This is a genomic window from Rhodopirellula sp. J20-39, from assembly GCF_057365095.1.
This window is the reverse complement of sequence record NZ_CP195123.1, coordinates 6,742,193-6,760,257: the sequence shown is the minus strand read 5'-3', so window position 1 is coordinate 6,760,257 and position 18,065 is coordinate 6,742,193. Positions and strand designations below refer to the sequence as shown.

At 56.2% G+C, this 18,065-nt stretch carries 11 protein-coding genes; 4 read left to right on the top strand and 7 right to left on the bottom strand.

The genetic code is table 11. From position 1 onward, the window contains the following. Positions 1–147 precede the first annotated feature (147 nt). Entirely contained in the window at positions 148–4,725 is a 4,578-nt protein-coding gene (locus ACR3ZL_RS24635) for a VWA domain-containing protein (protein ID WP_473650441.1), read from the bottom strand. Positions 4,726–5,460: 735 nt separating this feature from the next. Here ACR3ZL_RS24635 and ACR3ZL_RS24630 point away from each other — a divergent pair. Further along, complete coding sequence (locus tag ACR3ZL_RS24630) at positions 5,461–6,084, top strand: HEAT repeat domain-containing protein (protein WP_473653462.1); 624 nt, start codon at positions 5,461–5,463, stop codon at positions 6,082–6,084. A 270-nt stretch (positions 6,085–6,354) separates the two neighbouring features. On the opposite strand, the gene ACR3ZL_RS24625 is transcribed toward ACR3ZL_RS24630, so the two are convergent. The 3 genes from ACR3ZL_RS24625 to ACR3ZL_RS24615 form a co-directional block, all read right to left on the bottom strand. After that, a complete protein-coding gene (locus tag ACR3ZL_RS24625) occupies positions 6,355–6,828 on the bottom strand; it encodes a magnetosome magnetite crystal formation protein family (protein WP_473650442.1) in 474 nt (157 codons plus the stop codon). An 11-nt stretch (positions 6,829–6,839) separates the two neighbouring features. Continuing rightward, entirely contained in the window at positions 6,840–7,715 is an 876-nt protein-coding gene (locus tag ACR3ZL_RS24620) for a serine/threonine-protein kinase (protein ID WP_473650443.1), read from the bottom strand. A 207-nt stretch (positions 7,716–7,922) separates the two neighbouring features. Further along, positions 7,923–10,091 carry an alpha-amylase/4-alpha-glucanotransferase domain-containing protein gene (locus tag ACR3ZL_RS24615; RefSeq protein ID WP_473650444.1) on the bottom strand — a complete coding sequence of 723 codons (2,169 nt, stop codon included), beginning with the start codon at positions 10,089–10,091 and terminating at the stop codon, positions 7,923–7,925. 229 nt (positions 10,092–10,320) lie between these two features. Here ACR3ZL_RS24615 and ACR3ZL_RS24610 point away from each other — a divergent pair, with 229 nt between their 5' ends. Further along, complete coding sequence (locus tag ACR3ZL_RS24610) at positions 10,321–11,517, top strand: DUF4013 domain-containing protein (protein ID WP_473650445.1); 1,197 nt, start codon at positions 10,321–10,323, stop codon at positions 11,515–11,517. On the opposite strand, the gene rdgB is transcribed toward ACR3ZL_RS24610, so the two are convergent. Continuing rightward, positions 11,475–12,113: an RdgB/HAM1 family non-canonical purine NTP pyrophosphatase gene (gene rdgB, locus ACR3ZL_RS24605; protein ID WP_473653463.1), complete on the bottom strand. Its 639-nt coding sequence runs from the start codon at positions 12,111–12,113 to the stop codon at positions 11,475–11,477. The genes ACR3ZL_RS24610 and rdgB overlap by 43 nt on opposite strands. After that, positions 12,113–13,225, bottom strand: coding sequence for a 2-amino-4-hydroxy-6-hydroxymethyldihydropteridine diphosphokinase (gene folK, locus ACR3ZL_RS24600; protein ID WP_473650446.1), 1,113 nt, complete (start codon positions 13,223–13,225; stop codon positions 12,113–12,115). Before folK ends, rdgB begins: the two co-directional genes overlap by 1 nt. A gap of 228 nt (positions 13,226–13,453) precedes the next feature. Here folK and ACR3ZL_RS24595 point away from each other — a divergent pair, with 228 nt between their 5' ends. Further along, on the top strand, positions 13,454–14,995 hold the full coding sequence (locus ACR3ZL_RS24595; RefSeq protein ID WP_473650447.1) for a hypothetical protein: 1,542 nt from the start codon (positions 13,454–13,456) through the stop codon (positions 14,993–14,995). A 64-nt stretch (positions 14,996–15,059) separates the two neighbouring features. Next, a complete protein-coding gene (locus ACR3ZL_RS24590; protein WP_473650448.1) occupies positions 15,060–17,000 on the top strand; it encodes a tyrosine-protein kinase family protein in 1,941 nt (646 codons plus the stop codon). Between the two features lie 66 nt (positions 17,001–17,066). Here ACR3ZL_RS24590 and ACR3ZL_RS24585 read toward each other — a convergent pair whose 3' ends face one another. After that, a complete protein-coding gene (locus ACR3ZL_RS24585; RefSeq protein WP_473650449.1) occupies positions 17,067–18,059 on the bottom strand; it encodes an NAD-dependent epimerase/dehydratase family protein in 993 nt (330 codons plus the stop codon). Positions 18,060–18,065 lie beyond the last annotated feature (6 nt).

The window sequence follows — 18,065 nt, the reverse complement described above, 5'->3', positions numbered from 1 at the left end:
TTTCGGTGAAACCTACAGCGAGCTCGTCCCGAGCCATGAAAACACGGCTACGGAACATGCTGCTAAGCCCTCGGCAAGCATCGTTGATGCTTGCCTTCTTTTGATCGCGGGAAAGTCCCCGCGATTAGAGTCATCTGTGGTCGCTGGCTAGTTACCAGTACCTGTACCACCACCGTCTTCACCGGTAACAAAGTTAAACGTTGTCACATCCGCGATCTGCGAGAAGAGTGGAGCAGGACTAATCCGAACGTAACGTCGGTCAGCGGAGATAATCGCCAGAGCCGAGAGTGAGGCACCCTCGGGGATCGTGGTGATTTCAGGTCGGTAACCGACCGCACCGCCACGAGGGATAAATCCTTGACCATTCGGCCCAATGGGGCCCGTCACGCGTGGATCGTTGGCGCTGGATGACGACAACGACGGGTAGTCACGCAAGTAATCTTGAAGGATCTCTTGGTTTCCAACCCCGGCACCCGCTGCTGCACCAGCAAACTGCCCCAGCACTTCGCGACCCGCCTTGCGGCCAAAGGCTTGAAGGTGGTTCAGTTGGGCTTCGGCGAGTTCTTCTTGACGTTGGCCGGATTTGACTTCGAAGATTACCAGAGCGTTCTTTTCCATAAGCGGAATCTGCTTGCGAATGAAAGCCTGGTTTTCGCGACCCACATCGGTCAGGATTTCAACGGTAACGTGTCCAGTCGAAACGTTACCCCATACCCGACGAAGTAAAACGCGATACTGGCCACTGAAGCCCTTAGGGCACAGGTAAGTTTCGCAAATCTGTCCAGTTGCATCGTCACCCGCACCTGGGAACGCGTCACCTAACAAGCTGCCGCCACCAGCACTGGTTGGGGTGTCTAACGAGCACACCGTGCCGGCGGGCTCTTCAACAGCCAAGTCAATGTCAGCGTCGCCGGTCCAGCAAACACGCACGATCGCGTCGTGTGATGCCGCACGACGAAGAGCTTCACTGAACTTCGATGCTGCTTCGGTGTCGCCACTCGCAAGCAGGTCTTGGTGAGTTGCACGAGCGACTAACCGAGCTTCTTCGACGAGCGGTTGCATCTTTTCTGGCCAAGCTTGACCGAGCACGCCTTCGCATGCCCAAGCAAGGTCATCGGCACTGTTGAGTCGTTTCGCCAAACGCAAGCCGGTGACATAGGGTTCGCGTCGGTACGGATCCATACTGGATAGTTGTCGGCAAAGTTTCATTGCCGCCGCATCGTGATGAATGGCTTCGAGACGACCGATCACATTGAGAATGTCATCGGGTGAATCAGCGAAGTCCACTGCCGACAAAAGAGCTCGTTCCACCTCGCTGTCGGAGGCTCCCGTCGCGGCTAAGGCGATTGCGTAGGCTTGGTACATCCAAGGTTGGATGTGGCCGGCTGAGATCGCACCGCCGATGACGGCACGGATGTCATCAAATCGTTCGCGGGACTCGGACTCTTCACCCTTTTCCTGTAATGAGGAAGCTTTGACGTTCAGTTCGCTGACCGTCGCTTTGACACGGCGATCCAAAACGGTGAGCTGTTCAGCCGAGTCGATCGACAATCCGGCGAAGTAATTTCGCCACACGTCATCCTTGGACTGACCTTCTTCAAGCTTCAAGCGAATAGGGCTGAAGTCATTGATGGTTGCTCGGTTGGCAGGGTTCGAGTCAGCAATCGGTTTGGCGTTGGTGCTTGTTTTTGCATCCGCCGCAGGACGATTGGCTTTGTCGCTGAGAGACAGTTCGTCGGGGACAACAAACATGCCGCCTCCGCCCATGCCTCCGCCCATGCCGCCGCCCATGCCGCCGCCCATGCCGCCGCCCATGCCGCCACCCATGCCGCCACCCATACCGCCGCCCATGCCGCCACCCATGCCGCCACCCATGCCGCCACCACCAAGGGAGACGACGGGGACAACAAGGTCACCGACTGGATAGACTTTGGTTACGAGGTTGGTTTCAGCATCTTCTTGCGTGGTGATGTTTAGGACTTCGTCTTGGATCATGTAGGTCAGTTCCAAGTCACGCAGCATCAGTCGCAAGAACGAACGTAGGGATACGTTTTCAAGCGAGATATCAACTGGCGTGTCTTCGGTCAGACCGATCCCTTCCAAAGCGGCACGGTTGATCCGGATTGGAATCCCGTGTTGTTCGGCCAAAACGCGAACGGCTTCGTTCAACGGTGTTTCGGGGAACTGATTGGAGGTTTCGTCATCGAGTGTGGACTCAATACGACGCTCGGTTTCGCTATCGCCGACCAATTCAATCGCACCGTACTTTTCGATACGGCGTCGGCTAAGTCGTTGCCAAACATCGGCATCGGGATAAACGATCGGTGGATCATCCACAAACGGAATCGCTGATTTCAGCACCAACGAGAACGCGTCGATGAAGTTTCGCTCGCGAAGTTCACGATAGCGACGGTCACGTGCATAAGTTTGCAACCACAGTGGTTGGTCGGTGATGTGACGCCCTAGAACGCTGTCTTCGGTGATGGTATCACCAGCCATACGAGCCATTTCCAGCGACACGCCACCGTCAGCTTCGGTGTAACGTCCTTGGTCAATCAAAGCATTCAATTGCCCCGAAAGGGTTTTCAGCTTTGCTTCGCGGCGGAACGTTTCTTCTAGCAAACGAGCCGACGAGGTTGCACCCGCAGCGAGTTGTTCGAGGTTGGCCTGTTGTTCCAAGAAAGCGGCTTCGCGAGCAGCAGCGATTTGAATCGATGCACGAACTTGGCCGATCATTTCTCGACGCAACTGAGGGTCAATGTCTGGAGTCGTCTCGACACGAGCAAGCAAGCTTTTCAGGCTTCCCGCAACGCCGATGGGATCTTGTCGGATCAAGCGTCGTGCTTCACGCAGTTGCGCTTGAACTTCCGCACGCAGGCGACCTTCTTGGCGACTGCGAAGAGCTTCGACGCGATCGAGTAGTTGTCCGCCGGTTTCACGCAGTTCATTATCGCCTGGTGGCACCGAGAAGTTATTGTCACGGAAGTTGTTGCCGGGCATCGCACCGCCACCCATGGGAGCACCGAAGCGTTCAGGTGCAGCGTTTGGGTTTGCGGGGGCTGCGTTGCCGAACGGTTCGTCGACAGGACCGGCAGCAGGTGCTGGCGATTCCATCGGTGCGTCGTTTCCAGCGGAGAACGGATCGTCCGCAGGAGCCGGCGTGTCGGGGAACGCTGGAGCAGCCGGTGTGCTGGGAGCAGGTGTGCTAGGAGCAGGTGCAGCGGGCTCGGGTGTCGCCGGGGTTGCTGGTTCAGGGGTGCCGAAGGGATCGTCGGCTGCCGGAGCACCGAAAGGATCTGCTGCATCGTCACCGCCACCGCCGAATAAATCGTCGAACGGGTTCTCATCATTTTGGATGATGAGCGTTTGTCCGGAAGGGGCCGAAAGCTTCAACAACGCTTTGGCTTCAGGGTTGTTCGGGTCATCCTGCAATGCTTTTTCAGCGACCGCTCGAGCGCCACGTTGGTTGCCTTGTTGCAGTGCCATGCTGCCGGCATCGGCCAAGTCTTCAGCACGATGAGCCATTAGCTGCGCGGTTTCGCGAAGCATCGGTGAACCTGCCGTTGCCAGCATCAAGCCGCGTGCATTGTGATGTTGCGCAATCAAGCCGGGCAGAAACGCCATGTCAGGGTTGCTCGGTTCAATCGTAGCCTGAGTCTTGATTGATACGTTCATGTGATTTGCGGTCGCCACTTGACCTTCGATCACTAACTGAACTTCATTCGTGCTAGCGTTGGTATTGCCCAGCAGGATGCTATCGCGATCCAAACGCAGGGGTGGGAATCGGTCGCCATGAACCCAATCGATCGACGGCCCGTTTTCGGTGCGACAGGTGCTGATCCAAACCGGTTGCAACATGACGGAGCTAGCAACACCGCTGGCGATAACCGCTGGGCCACCGATGGCAGCGTCATTGCCGACGACACCAATCACGCCACCGGTATGATTGGCGAGGATCGCCATGGCTTCGATGTTTTTGGTCGGGCCAACCGCAATGCTGTGAACGCTGGTTCGGTCCGCACGAAGGCGATCGATCAGTTGCTCAAAACGCGACGCGTTCTGGATCGAGTCGATCGAAGTGCCGTCGCCGATATAGACAATCGCTCGAGCATGATCCTTGTCTAGAGAAACCAATTCATCAGCAGCGGTCTCAAGTACCTGGACCAAGTTCGTGTTGCCCAGTGGCAGACGACGATCCAAGTTCTTCACCGCGGCAATGACTTCGCTTGCGAGCGGAGGAGTGAATTTGTCGGTCAGCGGAGTTGCTTGAACGTCAACGGCGAACAACCGCACGCGAGCCGATTCCGCGTCAAGTCGACGCAACAGCATTTTGACTGCCGTCATCGCTTCCTGGCGGAAGGCACCGACTTGGCTAGCGGAGGTGTCGACAAGGACGACGATATCCGTTGGCGAGCTCGATGCAGCCTTCATCAGATCGTCAGCGGCAGTAGGCTGGATCGACAATGCCACTGACTTCTGAGCGGGCTGATTTCGCTCGGCTGCGTTTTCGCTGGCCGAATCGTCAGTCGCCGAAGCGTTGGGTTGCGAGTCTTCCGGTTGGTAGCTGACGATCCGAGTCGCAACATCCGATTGGATCGTTGAGCTCGTATCAGCAGCGGTTGCGAACGACGAGAGTCCCGGCAAGTAGCTGGAACCCATGCCGAACACCGCCAAAAAGGCGATGGCAGGAAGGTGGAGGATCGAGGCGGTAAGAGGCATCTTCATCAGTGGCTCGAGATGGAGAAGAGAGTCGGGGGCGATCGGTCGCAGATTCAGGTGAATCACTCAAGGTGTGGATTAGTCGTTTGGAAAACATAAGATGCCATCCAAAGCGACCCTCCAGTCTATTTGTGAAAACCCAGGATTCCACGATAAAACAACGTTTTGACCGAGTCTGAAGGGCGATTGGTGGGATTGTAGGGTGTAGCAATTTGCAACACTTGCGGCAAAACGCTTCATCAATCCCGCGCATCCGACCCGGATCACGTCTGAATATGGAAATAACGCGATTTCTGGGCCAAAACGGTAGGTGAACTCGATTCGCTCACACTTTGTGCTGGGAACCTTTAGGGGGCCCCGATTTCAGCCGGAGCGGAGTCAACGCAGGCGGCGCCACTCTCAGGGGTGGTTAGACGGGCCGAGATTCGATGCGAAGAGGATCCATTGGGGGGTGGGTAGAATTTTGGATGAACTGTCGCGATTGGTCTTTGATTGACGAGCCCGGATTTGATACCCCAAAAGATCAAGAGCTTCCCGCCGAAGCTGAACCTAACGATATCTGAATCGCTTCGTCGGTTTGATTTGATCCTTCCGTCTCGGAAATCCAGCATGGCATCCGATAAGTCAACTTCCAGTCATCTTTGCCGATCGTGGTGCAACGCATCGTTGTGCCATCGCGCGACGGTGACTTCGGTCCTGTCGTTGTCCGCTATTTTCTCAGCGGGCTGCCAAGATGGGCCAATGTACGCGCTCAAGCAGGCAAACCCTTACTTCACGATGCAGCAGTGGAAGGCGGACCAAAAGATCGGAGTCACCGATCACGAGCGACGCGAAGAATTGATGTCGCTGGCTGAATCAATGCCAAACCTGCCGCCGGACCGTCAGCAGTATTGGTCGGGGCATTTACAGCAAATCTTTGAGAACGATGAAAGTGCTGAGATGCGGCGTTTGGCGGTCCTCGCAGCCGGGAAGACCAACGATGCGAAGATGCTGAAGCTGATCGAGAAAGGCCTCGATGACGAAAGCCTGAAAGTGCGAATGGAAGCCTGTCGCGCGCTTGGAAATCGAACCGATGATGAGGCGGCCCGCTTGTTGGCCTCCACGGTTGGCAAAGCTCAAGACCAAGATGTGAAGCACGCCGCGATCGCAGCACTGGCGAAGCACCCAGGGCAAATTGCGTCTGATTCACTTAAGTTGGCGTTGCAAGATCGCGACCCGGCGACTCAGAACCTAGTCATCGGCTCGCTGCGTCAAAGCACGGGTAAAGATTATGGAACAGATCCCGAGACTTGGATCGCCGCTTTGGACGGCAAAGATGTGCCGACGAAATCTAACCAAGGCACTGGTTTGGGTTCGTTCTTCTAAGAAACGATGTTTAGAGAACAGATCGCTGGAAACCTTGTTGAGCTGGTAACCCGTCGCGTCAGTTTTGAAGTTGCACGTTTGCGTAGGCGAGATCAAGCAAACAGCGTCAATGCCGGAGCGGCGGACGCAATTGCAAATTTGATTTCAGTCCAGTGCTAATTGGATCGTGCCAGCGTTTGTGCCAACCCGGCATGATTTGCGTCCTTGATCCGGCCTACAACTAGTAGCAACCTTGTTAGCGGATAACGCCATCGCTAACCGGAGCCCACGCTAAAAAAAGCGAATGCTGCCTGGATAGTCCCACGGCTTTCCCTCGTTCGCTTTGACCCCGCCGATCAGTGGGAAGATCACTGACAACGCGCCAATCAAAATCAATCCGACAAAGCCGATCATGACGACGGCCAAAATTAGCGAGATGATGCTGTAGATCAGTGATGATAGCATCCAATTGGCAACGATCCGACCATGAATGTCGATTTCGGGGATCGTGTCTTTCTTCAACTGCCAGATCAGAATTGGGGCAGCAAATCCCAGCAGCGGGATCACGAAACCAAGGTACTGCGAAAAGTGCAGTAGCATGGCAGTTTGATTCGCCGAGGGACTGGGAATATCGAAATCAATTTGCTGAGCGAAGACATGCGGTTCTCGCAAAACTTTCGCTTTAGCTTCTTGGAATTCATGTTCGGTCAGCGTGCCTCGGTCGCGAAGTTGCGACAAGCGTTGAATTTCTTCGGCGACCGACATTGTGCGTGTTCCTAAGCTGCCCGGCGAATCGTTTTGCGTACCGAACGTGTGGATAGACTTTTGTCCGAGATTACCACACGGATGCGTTGCAGTGCGTTGTGCATGGCTATTGCATCGCGGAATCGACGTTGGGGTTTGGGATCGATGGACTTTCGCACCCAGTCGATAAAGTCTTGGCTCAGGCCTTTTCGTAACTTCGCGTAGGAAGGCAGTGGGGCTTCGAATGGGTATTCCGGCAAAGCACCCGATAGCATTCGATAGATGATCAGCCCAAGCGAAAACACATCGCTGCGATAGGTCGGCTTGCCCATCGCTTGTTCAGGAGCGATGTAGCCGACGGTTCCCGATGCGGAAACCAATTGACCCCGACGTTGCGTGCGAGCCAGTCCAAAGTCAGTCAAACAAATCTGGCTGTTCGGGAACAGGATAAAGTTCTCTGGCTTTAGATCGCGGTGCAATATGCGACGTTCATGCGCGTGGGCGACCGCAGCGGTCATCTGGCGGATGTACGAAATGGTGGTCGCTCGTGCAAGGCGGCGACTGAGACGATCGTGTAGGCTCTCTTCGCCCATCGGAAACGCCATCACAAACTGGTCGTCGATGAACCGAGCGTCTTTGAGTGGTAATACGTTGGGATGAGCCAGCGAAGCCATGATACGGACTTCACGATGCACGTCTTCAAGTGACTGGATACCTTCGTCACTGCAGACATCCGGAATCTTCAACGCAACAGGTCGATCTTCGATCGTGTCGTGCGCTTGATACACCACGGCAAACCCACCTTCACCCAATCGGCGAACGATGCGGTATTTGTCTAAACGGGAGCCGGTTCGCAGCCGTCGTGGCGGTGCTGGGTCCGCCATTACCAATCGCAGTCTTGCTGTCACGCTCGGCTTCCTGAGTATTTCGGTGGATTACTGAAATCGAGATACAAAAGGCACGTTGAATTGTGCCTTTCACGAACATCATTCACGAAGTGTTGAAGTCTTGGCTTTCGCTTGCGACTGATTGATCGAACAGCGAAACATTTGGAATTCAACGGTTTGCGATCATGGTCTTCTCATCCCCGAGTCAACTGTGGTCGCAATCAATCACTACACGATCGAACCTGCGATCGATTGGGTTGGTGAAATTTCGCAGTCGGCTTCGACACGCGTCGCGACTTCGATTCGCACGGCCCATCGTCCGTCCGCGTCGGCGGTAATGATCCAGTGAGGCATCACGCAAACGCTTTGGTGCACGAGTTCGAAACCGGCTTCACTTTGGCTGACGGTTTGGATCGGGAATGCCCAAATGTTGCTTTCGCGATCACAGCGAAGGTCAACGTCCAACTTCAGCCAGCGATCCGATAGCGAAATGCCATGGGTGTCATTCAGGTCAACGGATTCGCCCAGTTGGCCCAAGCGATTGCCATTGATATCGCTGAAGTAGCGATCGTCGGCGCCGGAGGGCATGCCGGCGAAGTTCCATTCGATTGCGAAGTGCAGTGGTTGGCCCGGTGGCAGGTTTTCTAGCAGGTAGGCAACCGAAAGCTTGTCGCTCTCGGCGTCGATCGTGACCGCCTTGGTTAAAGTGATCGGAATGCCCCAAGCGTTGCCATCACGCCGCATGTGAGTTTGCACGCGGTCACCGCCGCGTCGCAATTTGGCTTCGAAAGGCAGATCAACGAAGTCACCGCGTTCGAGCGATTCGCCGGACATGACCGATTCGAGAGTTGCTTCGTTGTCAAAGAAGTGGTCGACCAAGCTCTTACGTGGGAATTGATCGTACTGAACCCGTTGGTCCAAGTCTTCTTGTTTGAACACGACTCGGTCGTGAATGCTGGCAACATCACCGTCGCCACATCCGGGCCCAGCAAGCACCTTACGGTGGTACGCTTCGGGGCGACGTTGGAGCGTGGCTAGCAGGTTGTGATTGATGCCGCGAATATCCAGTTCATACAATCGGCCGCCGCGAGCTGGATCAAGCCATGCGATGAGATGTTCGTTGGACATCTTGATTTCTTGTTGACCGTCAAAGTCAAAGTCTTCGGCCGTGGCGGTGACGGTTTCCAACGTGCCTTCGAGTTCCTGCAGCATCGTGTCGGCTTGAATCAGGTGCTCGAAGATGGCGTTACGCAGGTGCGGCAGATAGATGCCACCGAAAGCGCCGTGCCAGTACGGGCAGTTGCACTGTCCGCGATACAAGTGGTCGCGGACTTCGGCCAGAACGCCGGCGTCCAGGCCAGCCGTTTCGGCAGCGGCTAAGCGAGCACTGACATGCATCATTCGCGAATACATTTCGTTGGTTTCTTCGTACTTCGTTTTGAAGTTCCGCCAGAAACCGCCACGGACGAACTCTTGCAGTCGTGGCCATTCCGAACTTTTCTCTAACGCATGAGTGACGTCTTCGAGAGTTTCTTGAGCTTCGACCGGCAGCGCCCATTCGGTCATTTCACGATAGCTGCAATCGGGCAAGTAAGTTTTGCCAGCTGCGGGTACGCGGCGGATCGCTTCGGCCATCGATACGGTGTGCAACCAGTCTTGGTTTTCAGTCAGCGCGTCGAAGAACGATCGCAACCAACCGCCTTCATAGACGTGTTGTTTCGTGTCTGGCCACGTGCCGAATTTTTCGCCATCGTCGCCAAAGGTCATTACGGCGCCAGGGTGACGGTGAGCGACGTCTCGCAGGAAATCAACGGTTTCGTCGACCGGGCGAAACGGGATTGTGTAACGCAGTTTTTCGCTGCCGGGGAAGATTCGTAGCAAGCGTCCTTGATCTTCGACCAGGTAATAGCTGGTCAGGTCTTCCGCTTTCATCCCGGCGGCTTGGAAGTGATAGTCGTCCAAGACGGTGTAACGCATGCCCGCATCGACCACGTCCGTGGTGAGGCTGGATTCCCAAACTCGCTCGGGAGTCCACATGCCGGCTGGGGTCACGCCCAGGTTGCGCTGGATCCATTGGCTGTAGGTGCGGATTTGACCAACGCGGTCACGTCCCGGAAGCATCGTTAAGATGGGTTCGTATTGTGGGCCACCGACGATTTCGACACGGCCGGCTTCGACCAGCAAACGCAAACGGTCAAGATATTCGGGATGCCGTTCGGCAAGCCACATCATCAATGGGCCCGATGTGTGCAGCGAGATCTGCAACGCTTCATAGGGCTCGAACACATCCAAGAACGGCAGATAGCTGTCCTGGTATGACTGTTCGAAGACGCCGTCGAAGTTGCCGATCGGTTGGTGATTGTGAAGGACGAGGCAAAGGTGAACGTTCGGCGTCATGTGCGTTTCAAAAAAATGAAGAAGCGTGAGTCGGTCAGTGGCGCCGATTGTAAGGTAATTCCGGGCTACCTCCCAACCGCTAAACTCGACGAACAACGATGAGATTATCGACGTTTAATCGGCAGAAGTTGAGTGTTTGGCAGAATCGGTTGCCAAGATGCCGTGGCTTGTGACGAATGGGCAAGATAGGCTTTTCAGACGAACTGTTGCCCATTTCCCCTGGCGAACTATGTGGCGTTGGATTGGACGATTTTGTTGGCGAATTTGGGCGGTCGCGTGGCTGTTGGTGCTGCTCGCGTTTGTGACGGCGATTCCCTTGTTTCAGCTAATCACGCTGGGTTACCTGTTGATGGTTGCCGGTCGATTGGCCAGGGGTGAAAGCTTCCGTGCAAGCGTCCCGGGGATCGATCGTGCCGGAAAGATCGGAGTTGTGTTGGCAACGCTTGGGCTGGCGATGTTGCCCAGTCGCTTGTTGGCGCACTGGGAGTCCGTTGCGACAGTTGTTCAGCCGGGCTCGGACACGGCGGGAACACTGCGTGGATTGGCGATTGCGTTGGCGATCTTCGCAACCGTGTATCTGTGGTGGGCTTGGGCTCGTGGTGGGACGCTAAGGCACTATCTTTGGCCCGAACCGATACGTCTGATTAAGCAAATCTGGCGACCGGCGTTTTGGTCGGATGTTTCACAACGATTGTGGGACTCGGTCTTGTCGATGAGGTTGCCCATGTTGTTCTGGCTTGGCTTGCGAGGAGCCGCTGGCACGTTGGTGTGGTTGATTCCGGCGATGGGCATCATGGTGGTAACCCGCGAAGGCAAGCATGCTGCCGCTGGGCTGTTGGGCGGGCTGTGCTTTTTGGTGCTGGGCTACATCTTGATGGTTTTGCCAGCTTTGCAGGCTCACTTTGCGGCCGAAAATCGGCTAACGGCGTTGTTTGAATTTAAGCGCGTTCGCCGCGATGTCCACTTTGCTCCGTGGAGCTATGCGGCGGCACTGTTGGTGGCACTGGTGTTGATGCCGATCCCGCTGTACCTATTGAAGGTGGAGGCGACTCCCGAAGAAATCGTGTGGCTGCCCTGCCTCGCGTTTGTTGCGTTTATGTTACCAGCACGCATCGCCGTGGGGCTGGCACTTCGGCGAGGGCGGCGGCTTCGACAGCTTGCCGAAATGGGCGCCGTCGATGAGACATCGTTAGCCGAAACCGGTTTAGTTGATACAGGTTCAGCCGAAGGTCAACGTCGCGGCAGCTTTGCCAGTGGATTTTGGCCTACCGCATCCCGGTGGACGATCCGAGGTCTGATCGCACCCGCGATTGTGGCGGTATACCTGTTCGTGTTGTTTGGCAGTCAGTTCACCAGTTGGGATGGTGTGGATACTTGGGTGCGTCAGCACGCTTTGTTGGTTCCGGTGCCGTTCGTGGGCATCTGAGAAGCAAGGGAAAGCAACTGCGGAATCAGTCGCCGCAAACCTCGCGAACGATGGCTGATGGCCCGTTTGACGGCCAGGTCTAACTCGCCGAAGGTTCGGTGATATTCGGGGATGATGAACAATGGGTCGTAGCCGAAACCCGCTTTCCCGCTGCGTTCCAGTGCGATTCGGCCTCGGCAAATCCCCGATGCTCGCAAGCGAACTTGGCCTTCGGGGTCCGAAAGGCAAAGGTGGCAATTGAATTGGGCGCCCCGTTTTTCCATCGCAACGCCCTGCAGTTGTTCCAGGACTTTGGTGTTATTGGCTTCGTCGTCGCCATGTTCACCGGCATATCGAGCGGAATAGACGCCGGGTTCGCCTTTCAACGCGTCGACGGTCAAGCCGCTGTCTTCGGCCAAAACCCAACGGCCCAGGTGCAACGCTTGTTCGATCGCTTTCTTGGCAGCATTTTCAGCAAACGTCTCGCCGTCTTCCACGACATCGATCGCGTTTTCGATTTCAGCGAGCGTGGTTAACCGAATCGTTTCGGTCGGCAACATCATTTGAAGCTCGACGAGCTTCTTTGCGTTATGGGTTCCCAGCACGATATCCAACATCATTTCCACCAATTTCCATCTTCAGTTACGGGACGAGCGTCGCATTTCATTGAGTCTAGCCCGGAGGCGATTTCGCCAACCGCCCAGTCAACGTCATCGACTTCTAAGCGATATTCAGGCCACTGCCAACTCGATGGCCACATACGATGGGGGGCCGGCCAGCGGGTTTCGGTTGTGATTCGGTCAATTCGAGCGATGAGTCGAGGCATCCGTTTTGCTTGCGGCAAACTGGACGCTTGCTCGGGAACGGTCGCGTTCTCGGAACCGGCATCATGCTCGGATCGGGGCGGATCGCCAGCGGGCGTTCCATGAGGTTGCAGCAAGCTGGGATCTTTCAGTTCCAAACAAGCCGGAACGACCGGTGAAATCCAAGGTTCCATTGGGTTCCAGGATGCCAGGGTCGCGGGGTCGCCTTGGGAGAGTTTTTCGGCGTCGATGATCTGGATTCCGTGCTCATCGTGCAGTCGTTTACAAATTAATTTTCGCAACGCCTCGTCACCGCCGGCGAACGCCATCGAAGGGACGGCTTCGTCCAAGTGATCGGCCAGTTCCTGCAGCGTCCAGCCGAACCGGGGGTCACAAAAGTCCGCAGCGACATCACAGGCCGGGTCGATCACGAACTTGCGAGCCGTGTACCGAGGATGCGGGACCACCAATGCGTGGGCCGAACCGATGGGGCCACGACCACCAATCAAGCCTCGCCGGCCGGCTGGGCTGGTGCCACGTAGGCGACCGTGCAGCACCACATCCAGGTCGATCGAGCGGGCGCCCCAGCGATCGATCCGCAGACGACCAAGCTCATTTTCCGTCTTTTGCAGGACATCCAGGACTTCCGCAGCGGACGCTTCGGTGCAGAATGCCGCGACGGAGTTGAGAAACGGTGATTGACCGCCGGGGCCACCGATGGGCGGTGTTTCGAACAGCCGACTGGTGCGAAGCCCGGGAACGTCGGATAGACCCGCGATTGCAGATGTTTCGGGGGGTGAGTCTGGGGGGGAAGCCGTATGCCGGGCGACAACACCTGATTGATTGATCAGGCGCGCGGCGCTGGCGACAACCGTGTCCCGGTCGCCGAGGTTGGATCCAAAACTAATTAAGCAGTGCAGAGGCATGCCAAAAGCGTACACGTGCTCGGCGAGTAGCCAAGTGGCCCGACGAGCGATCCACCCCAATGGTGGTGGGGACCGGCTGATGTTGGCGGTTTGTTTGCGGTTTTCGTCTTGCGATGGGTGTCCCGATTTATCTATCCCGAATAAACCCCAAGGTGCTCGCTTTGCTTTGTCGAGGCTAGTGCCGGCAGGAAATAGGATTGTTTTAGTTTCAATTGCAGGGATGCACCGATGGCGCTCGCGTCACAACAAACCACCGATTCGTCCGATGATCGCGACGCTGAACCGGGCATTCGTACCGAACATCGATCCGGCCGTACTCGCCAGCCTTCTGATGCGATTCCGCCAACCTTGTTGCGTCTACCCGACCTGGATCCTCCACCGGTCGTCGAAAACGACACTGAGGATGCTGGGATCGACGCATTAGCGAGTGCCGATGAGCACCAAGCGGAAGCGCCGTCAGCCTTTACAAAGGTTGCTAACGAACCAGTGCCGCCCGCTTCGGAACAGTTTCCGGGCAACAAAGCTGCGAATCCTCAGCTCGATTCGCTTTTCGAGCAAGCTTTGAAGGCGGATACCAAATCGACCGCTGAAGCTAAACCAGCCAAAGCTGACAAACTGCATCCCGTGCCTAAAACGGTTCGTACCGAAAGCAGTGCGGCGGAGTCAGATTCGTTTTTGTCCACGTTTGCGTCGCGTAAGGCCTTGCTGGTAATCGTCGCAATCTTCGCTGGCTTGGCCATCTTCGTCCCGCGACGTAGCCAATCACCGGATGCAACGCTGAACACCGACGCATTGCAACAAGTGCAGTCCGGTACCACTTCCCCAGCGCAACCGATCACGCCGGGCACCGACTCGCTGACTGCCCGAGATCAATCTCGTGCGAATAGTGGTAAACCAAACGATCAACCCAAGCCGAAGTGGAATGATCCGATCACGATCCCGCCTAAGGTTGCTTTTGATCGAAATGTCACCAAGGACACCAGCGATTCAAAGAACAACCAGCCACCGGCAAGCCAAGACCTTTCGTCCGTTCAAAACGGCGGGATGGTCAAGCAGCCTGAAACGGTGCACGACCACACTGCACCGAGCCCCGCTCATTCGGCAACATTGCTAAGCCCGATGGTCAGTCCCCAAGCGAACCGCTTACAAAATCCGATGGCCGGAAAAGCTCACAATGGCACGCCGGAGAATGTGCCGCCAATGAACGAACCGTTCTTCCCTGTCGCCAACTCGGCTCCAAGCCTTGATCAATCTGCTCCGGATGCCACGCCTCCGTTCCAGGCTGCGACTCAACCGCCAGCCGAAACGCCCAACGGACCGCCTGCTTTCGCAGCGGATAATACTGCGGCGAACCAGTCTGGCCCCGCAGCAGTGGCCCCGCCAAGCAATACCGCAGAGCCTCGCGCTCGGATGGTCCAAAGTCGCACGCCCAAAGGGATCGAAGATTGGAAGCGATTCCTGCCAGCGATCCAGCCCGAGGACGCCGACATGAGCCAGACTCAAACACCCGGTATGCAAACGACCGGCGTGCAAACATCGGTCAATCCAAACGCAGGGCAACCAATGGATAACCAAGGCAGGGTCGCCGCATCATCGGTTCGCACCAGTTCGTCGCCAGTCGCTCCTGACTTTCAGTTCGGTTTGCCTGGATCGACCGTACCCGCTGGTTCGGGTTCGACCGCTTCCATGCCTGGATCAGGATTGCCTCCCGGTGCCCAGACAGCACCTCAAGCTCGCGTGGCGATGCCGCCACCATCGTACATGCGATAGGGCACCTACCCTACGTCAACCCGCTAAGAATGAATCCCCACGCAACCCAGTCTGAATCACTATCATGCACGATTCCGTTCAAACCAAAACCAAGTCGTTGCGGGACCAAATCGGTCAAGACAATCTAGTCCAGTCGAGTGTGTTGGCAACTCGTCGGTTAGACGAGGCGTTGTTGCGTTTGGATGAAGCGGTTGGACGCACCCGCGCGCTCTCGCCGAGCACGACACCGGAAGCGGTGGCTCCGGAAACCAGGCAGCCAGCGAAGCGTGTAGCAAGCCAGGCTCCGATGGCGGTCGTCCCTCGACCCAAGAGTCATCCCGAACTCAGTCCCGCCGCAGCGTCACGACAGCGGTCCGAACTGAATCAATTGGAATCCGGCGACCTGTCGTTAGATGATTCGATTGTGCAATCCAGTTCGTTATGGTTGGAACCGATTCACAAACAGTCCGAGTCATCGGAATCCGGTGAAGCCGTTCGTTACCGTCTCGATGACGGCCACGAATCAACGAACTTGCCGAAGCAACATTTCGAGTCAAACGAGCCATCCGGCGATAAGCCCGCTTCAGTTGCGGCACCAAGCTCGGAGCCGAATCCACATCAAACGCCTGCACCGTCTTCGTTGGAAGCGTTGTTTGCCGATCCAATCAACGTGATGATGGAATCGGTTAACGCGGCGTCGACGCCCACCTTGCCGCAAGCCAAACCGGTTGCCCCAGTCCGACCGTTCAATGCCAGTCAGGCAGTCGCGGATCGTTTGGACCGAGCCAAAGAACATATTATGCGAGTGCGTCGACGAGACGCTCAGGAAGCAAAGGCACGTGAGGAAGCCCAGGCCAACGAATCGGTGGCGTGGTCGATTGAACCCGAAACGTCGACCGAGTCAGCTAAAGTGGCAACGCCTGCTCGTGAAGTCGAAACGAATCACAAACCGGAATCGGTACAGCGAATCGAACCAGCCCGCCAAGTGGAAGCGTCTCGTGCTATCGAGCCATCGCACGCGGAAGTCTTGAAGCCTGCACCGAGTGAGCGTCCGATCGCACAAGTCGCCAAGCCGATTGCGGAACCCATTGTGATTCCGTCGTCGCCCAAAAATATCGAAGACTACTTTGTCGATGACACGCCACTGACCGTGCATGACAGTCTCGTTTTGGAATCCAGTGTTGCTCCATCGATTGTCATCCCGCCCGCCAAAGAAGTAGCGGCCGCTGCGGAAGTGACTCCCGAAACGTCTGAAGCAACCGCCACTGAACAAGTAGCCGTTGCTGATGAAACGCCGGTTGCTGAAGAAGCAGCAGTCGAAACCAAGCCAGCTACTGAGGTAACGCCGACCACCGCGACAGCCCAAAACGCTGTGCTCGAGCCGTTTGTGGCCACTTGGCAAGTGGATGAGTTCATTGTGCCGCCTACTGTGGACGAACTTTTCTTAGCCGGTTCGATTGCGGAGCAATTGGCTGGGCGCTTAGCCGCGGCAAAAGACAAAGGACTGCATTCCATCGCGGTAACCAGTTCCAAGTCCGGTGAAGGTCGTTCGACAGTCGCACTAGGGATGGCACTCAGCGTTGCGTTTTCTGGACTGAAAGTTGCCTTAGTAGATGCGGATCCAACGGGTGTGAAATTGGTCTCGGACTTGAACCTCGAACTGGATCACTGCTGGCTTGATTCAGTGCGAAACCGATTGCCCCTGGAAGAAATCGCGGTCTTCTCACAAGCCGATTCTTTGACTTTGATTCCCATGCTTGATCGCGAAGGCGAACCGGCCATGGAGACCGATGAACTGAAACAGTTGCTTGTAAAGCTGAAGACAAGTTTTGACTTAGTTGTCGTGGATTGTGGTGCATCGGAAGTGCACTCGGCATCGCTGTGCGACACCGCTTTGGTTGTCCGTGATATGCAGAATACGAAAGCTCTTGAAGTGGAAACGCTTGCAATTTCGCTTCGTCGCAACGGTCTACAAGGTGTCGGCGTGGTCGAGAACTTCTGCAAACCGAAGTCCTCGAAAAGCTAACACTAGGCCGAACATGACGGCCAGCCGAACGCCAAACCGAGAACAAGCCGACGCTCGATCAAAAGATCAGCGAGACGGCATGTGACGTTGCTTGATCCAGGCTGCCGCATCGTCCAGCGTTTCGTCGAGCGGACGAATTTGGTAATCCAATTCGTTGATCGCTCGTGAACTGTCGTAGGAATGTGTCTGACTCGAAATGCGGATCGAGGCACTATTCAAGTCGGGTTCTTTGCCGGTGATGTGCGTCCATAGATCCCCAGCGGCTCCGCCGATCCAGCGTTGCAACGGACCCGCTCGGAACAGTGGACCTCGTGTCCCCATCCGAGAGGTCATCTTGTCCCAAAGCTCTTTGTAGCGAAGGTTGTGTCCGGCCAGGATGTACTCGCGTCCGTTTTCAACCTGAGCGGTGATGGCCGCGATGGTCGCCGCAGCCACGTCGCGGCAATCGCAAACGCTGTTGCCACCCGACGGTGCGAGCGGCCGCCACGCCCGTCCAACCTCTAATAGCATTCGTCCGCTGCTGGGTTTCCAGTCCCACGGGCCAAGCATAAAAGCTGGATGCACGATGGTGGCTTGCAGTCCATTGCTGACCGCTATGCGAACCTCTTCGACTCCGGCCCGTTTGCTGTCCACGTAGCTGCATGGAACTTGTCCGCCACCGGTGTCCAGCGGCGTCGTTTCGTCCGACACCGTGTCGCGGGTGGAAATAGCGAGTGTGTTGACCGTGCCCACGTACACCATTTTCCGGTTGTTTTGTAAGCAAGCTTCCGCGATCAGACGCGTTCCATCGCGGTTGATTCGCATGGATTCTTCACGCTGCGTCCAGCCGATATGGATCAGTCCCGCGCAGTGAATGACGGCATCCGCTTTTGCGATCGCAGCGTTGAGCAACGGTTGATCGAACAGATCCCCGTGCAGCAGTTCCGCGTTCGTGCCGTCGATGACACCCGGTTCTGGCTCTTGACGGACAAGGCATTCAACTTGGTGGCCAAGATCGGAAAGTTGACGCAGGATGTTGTTGCCCAATAGGCCGGTCGCGCCCGTAAGGAAGACTCGCATGGGATC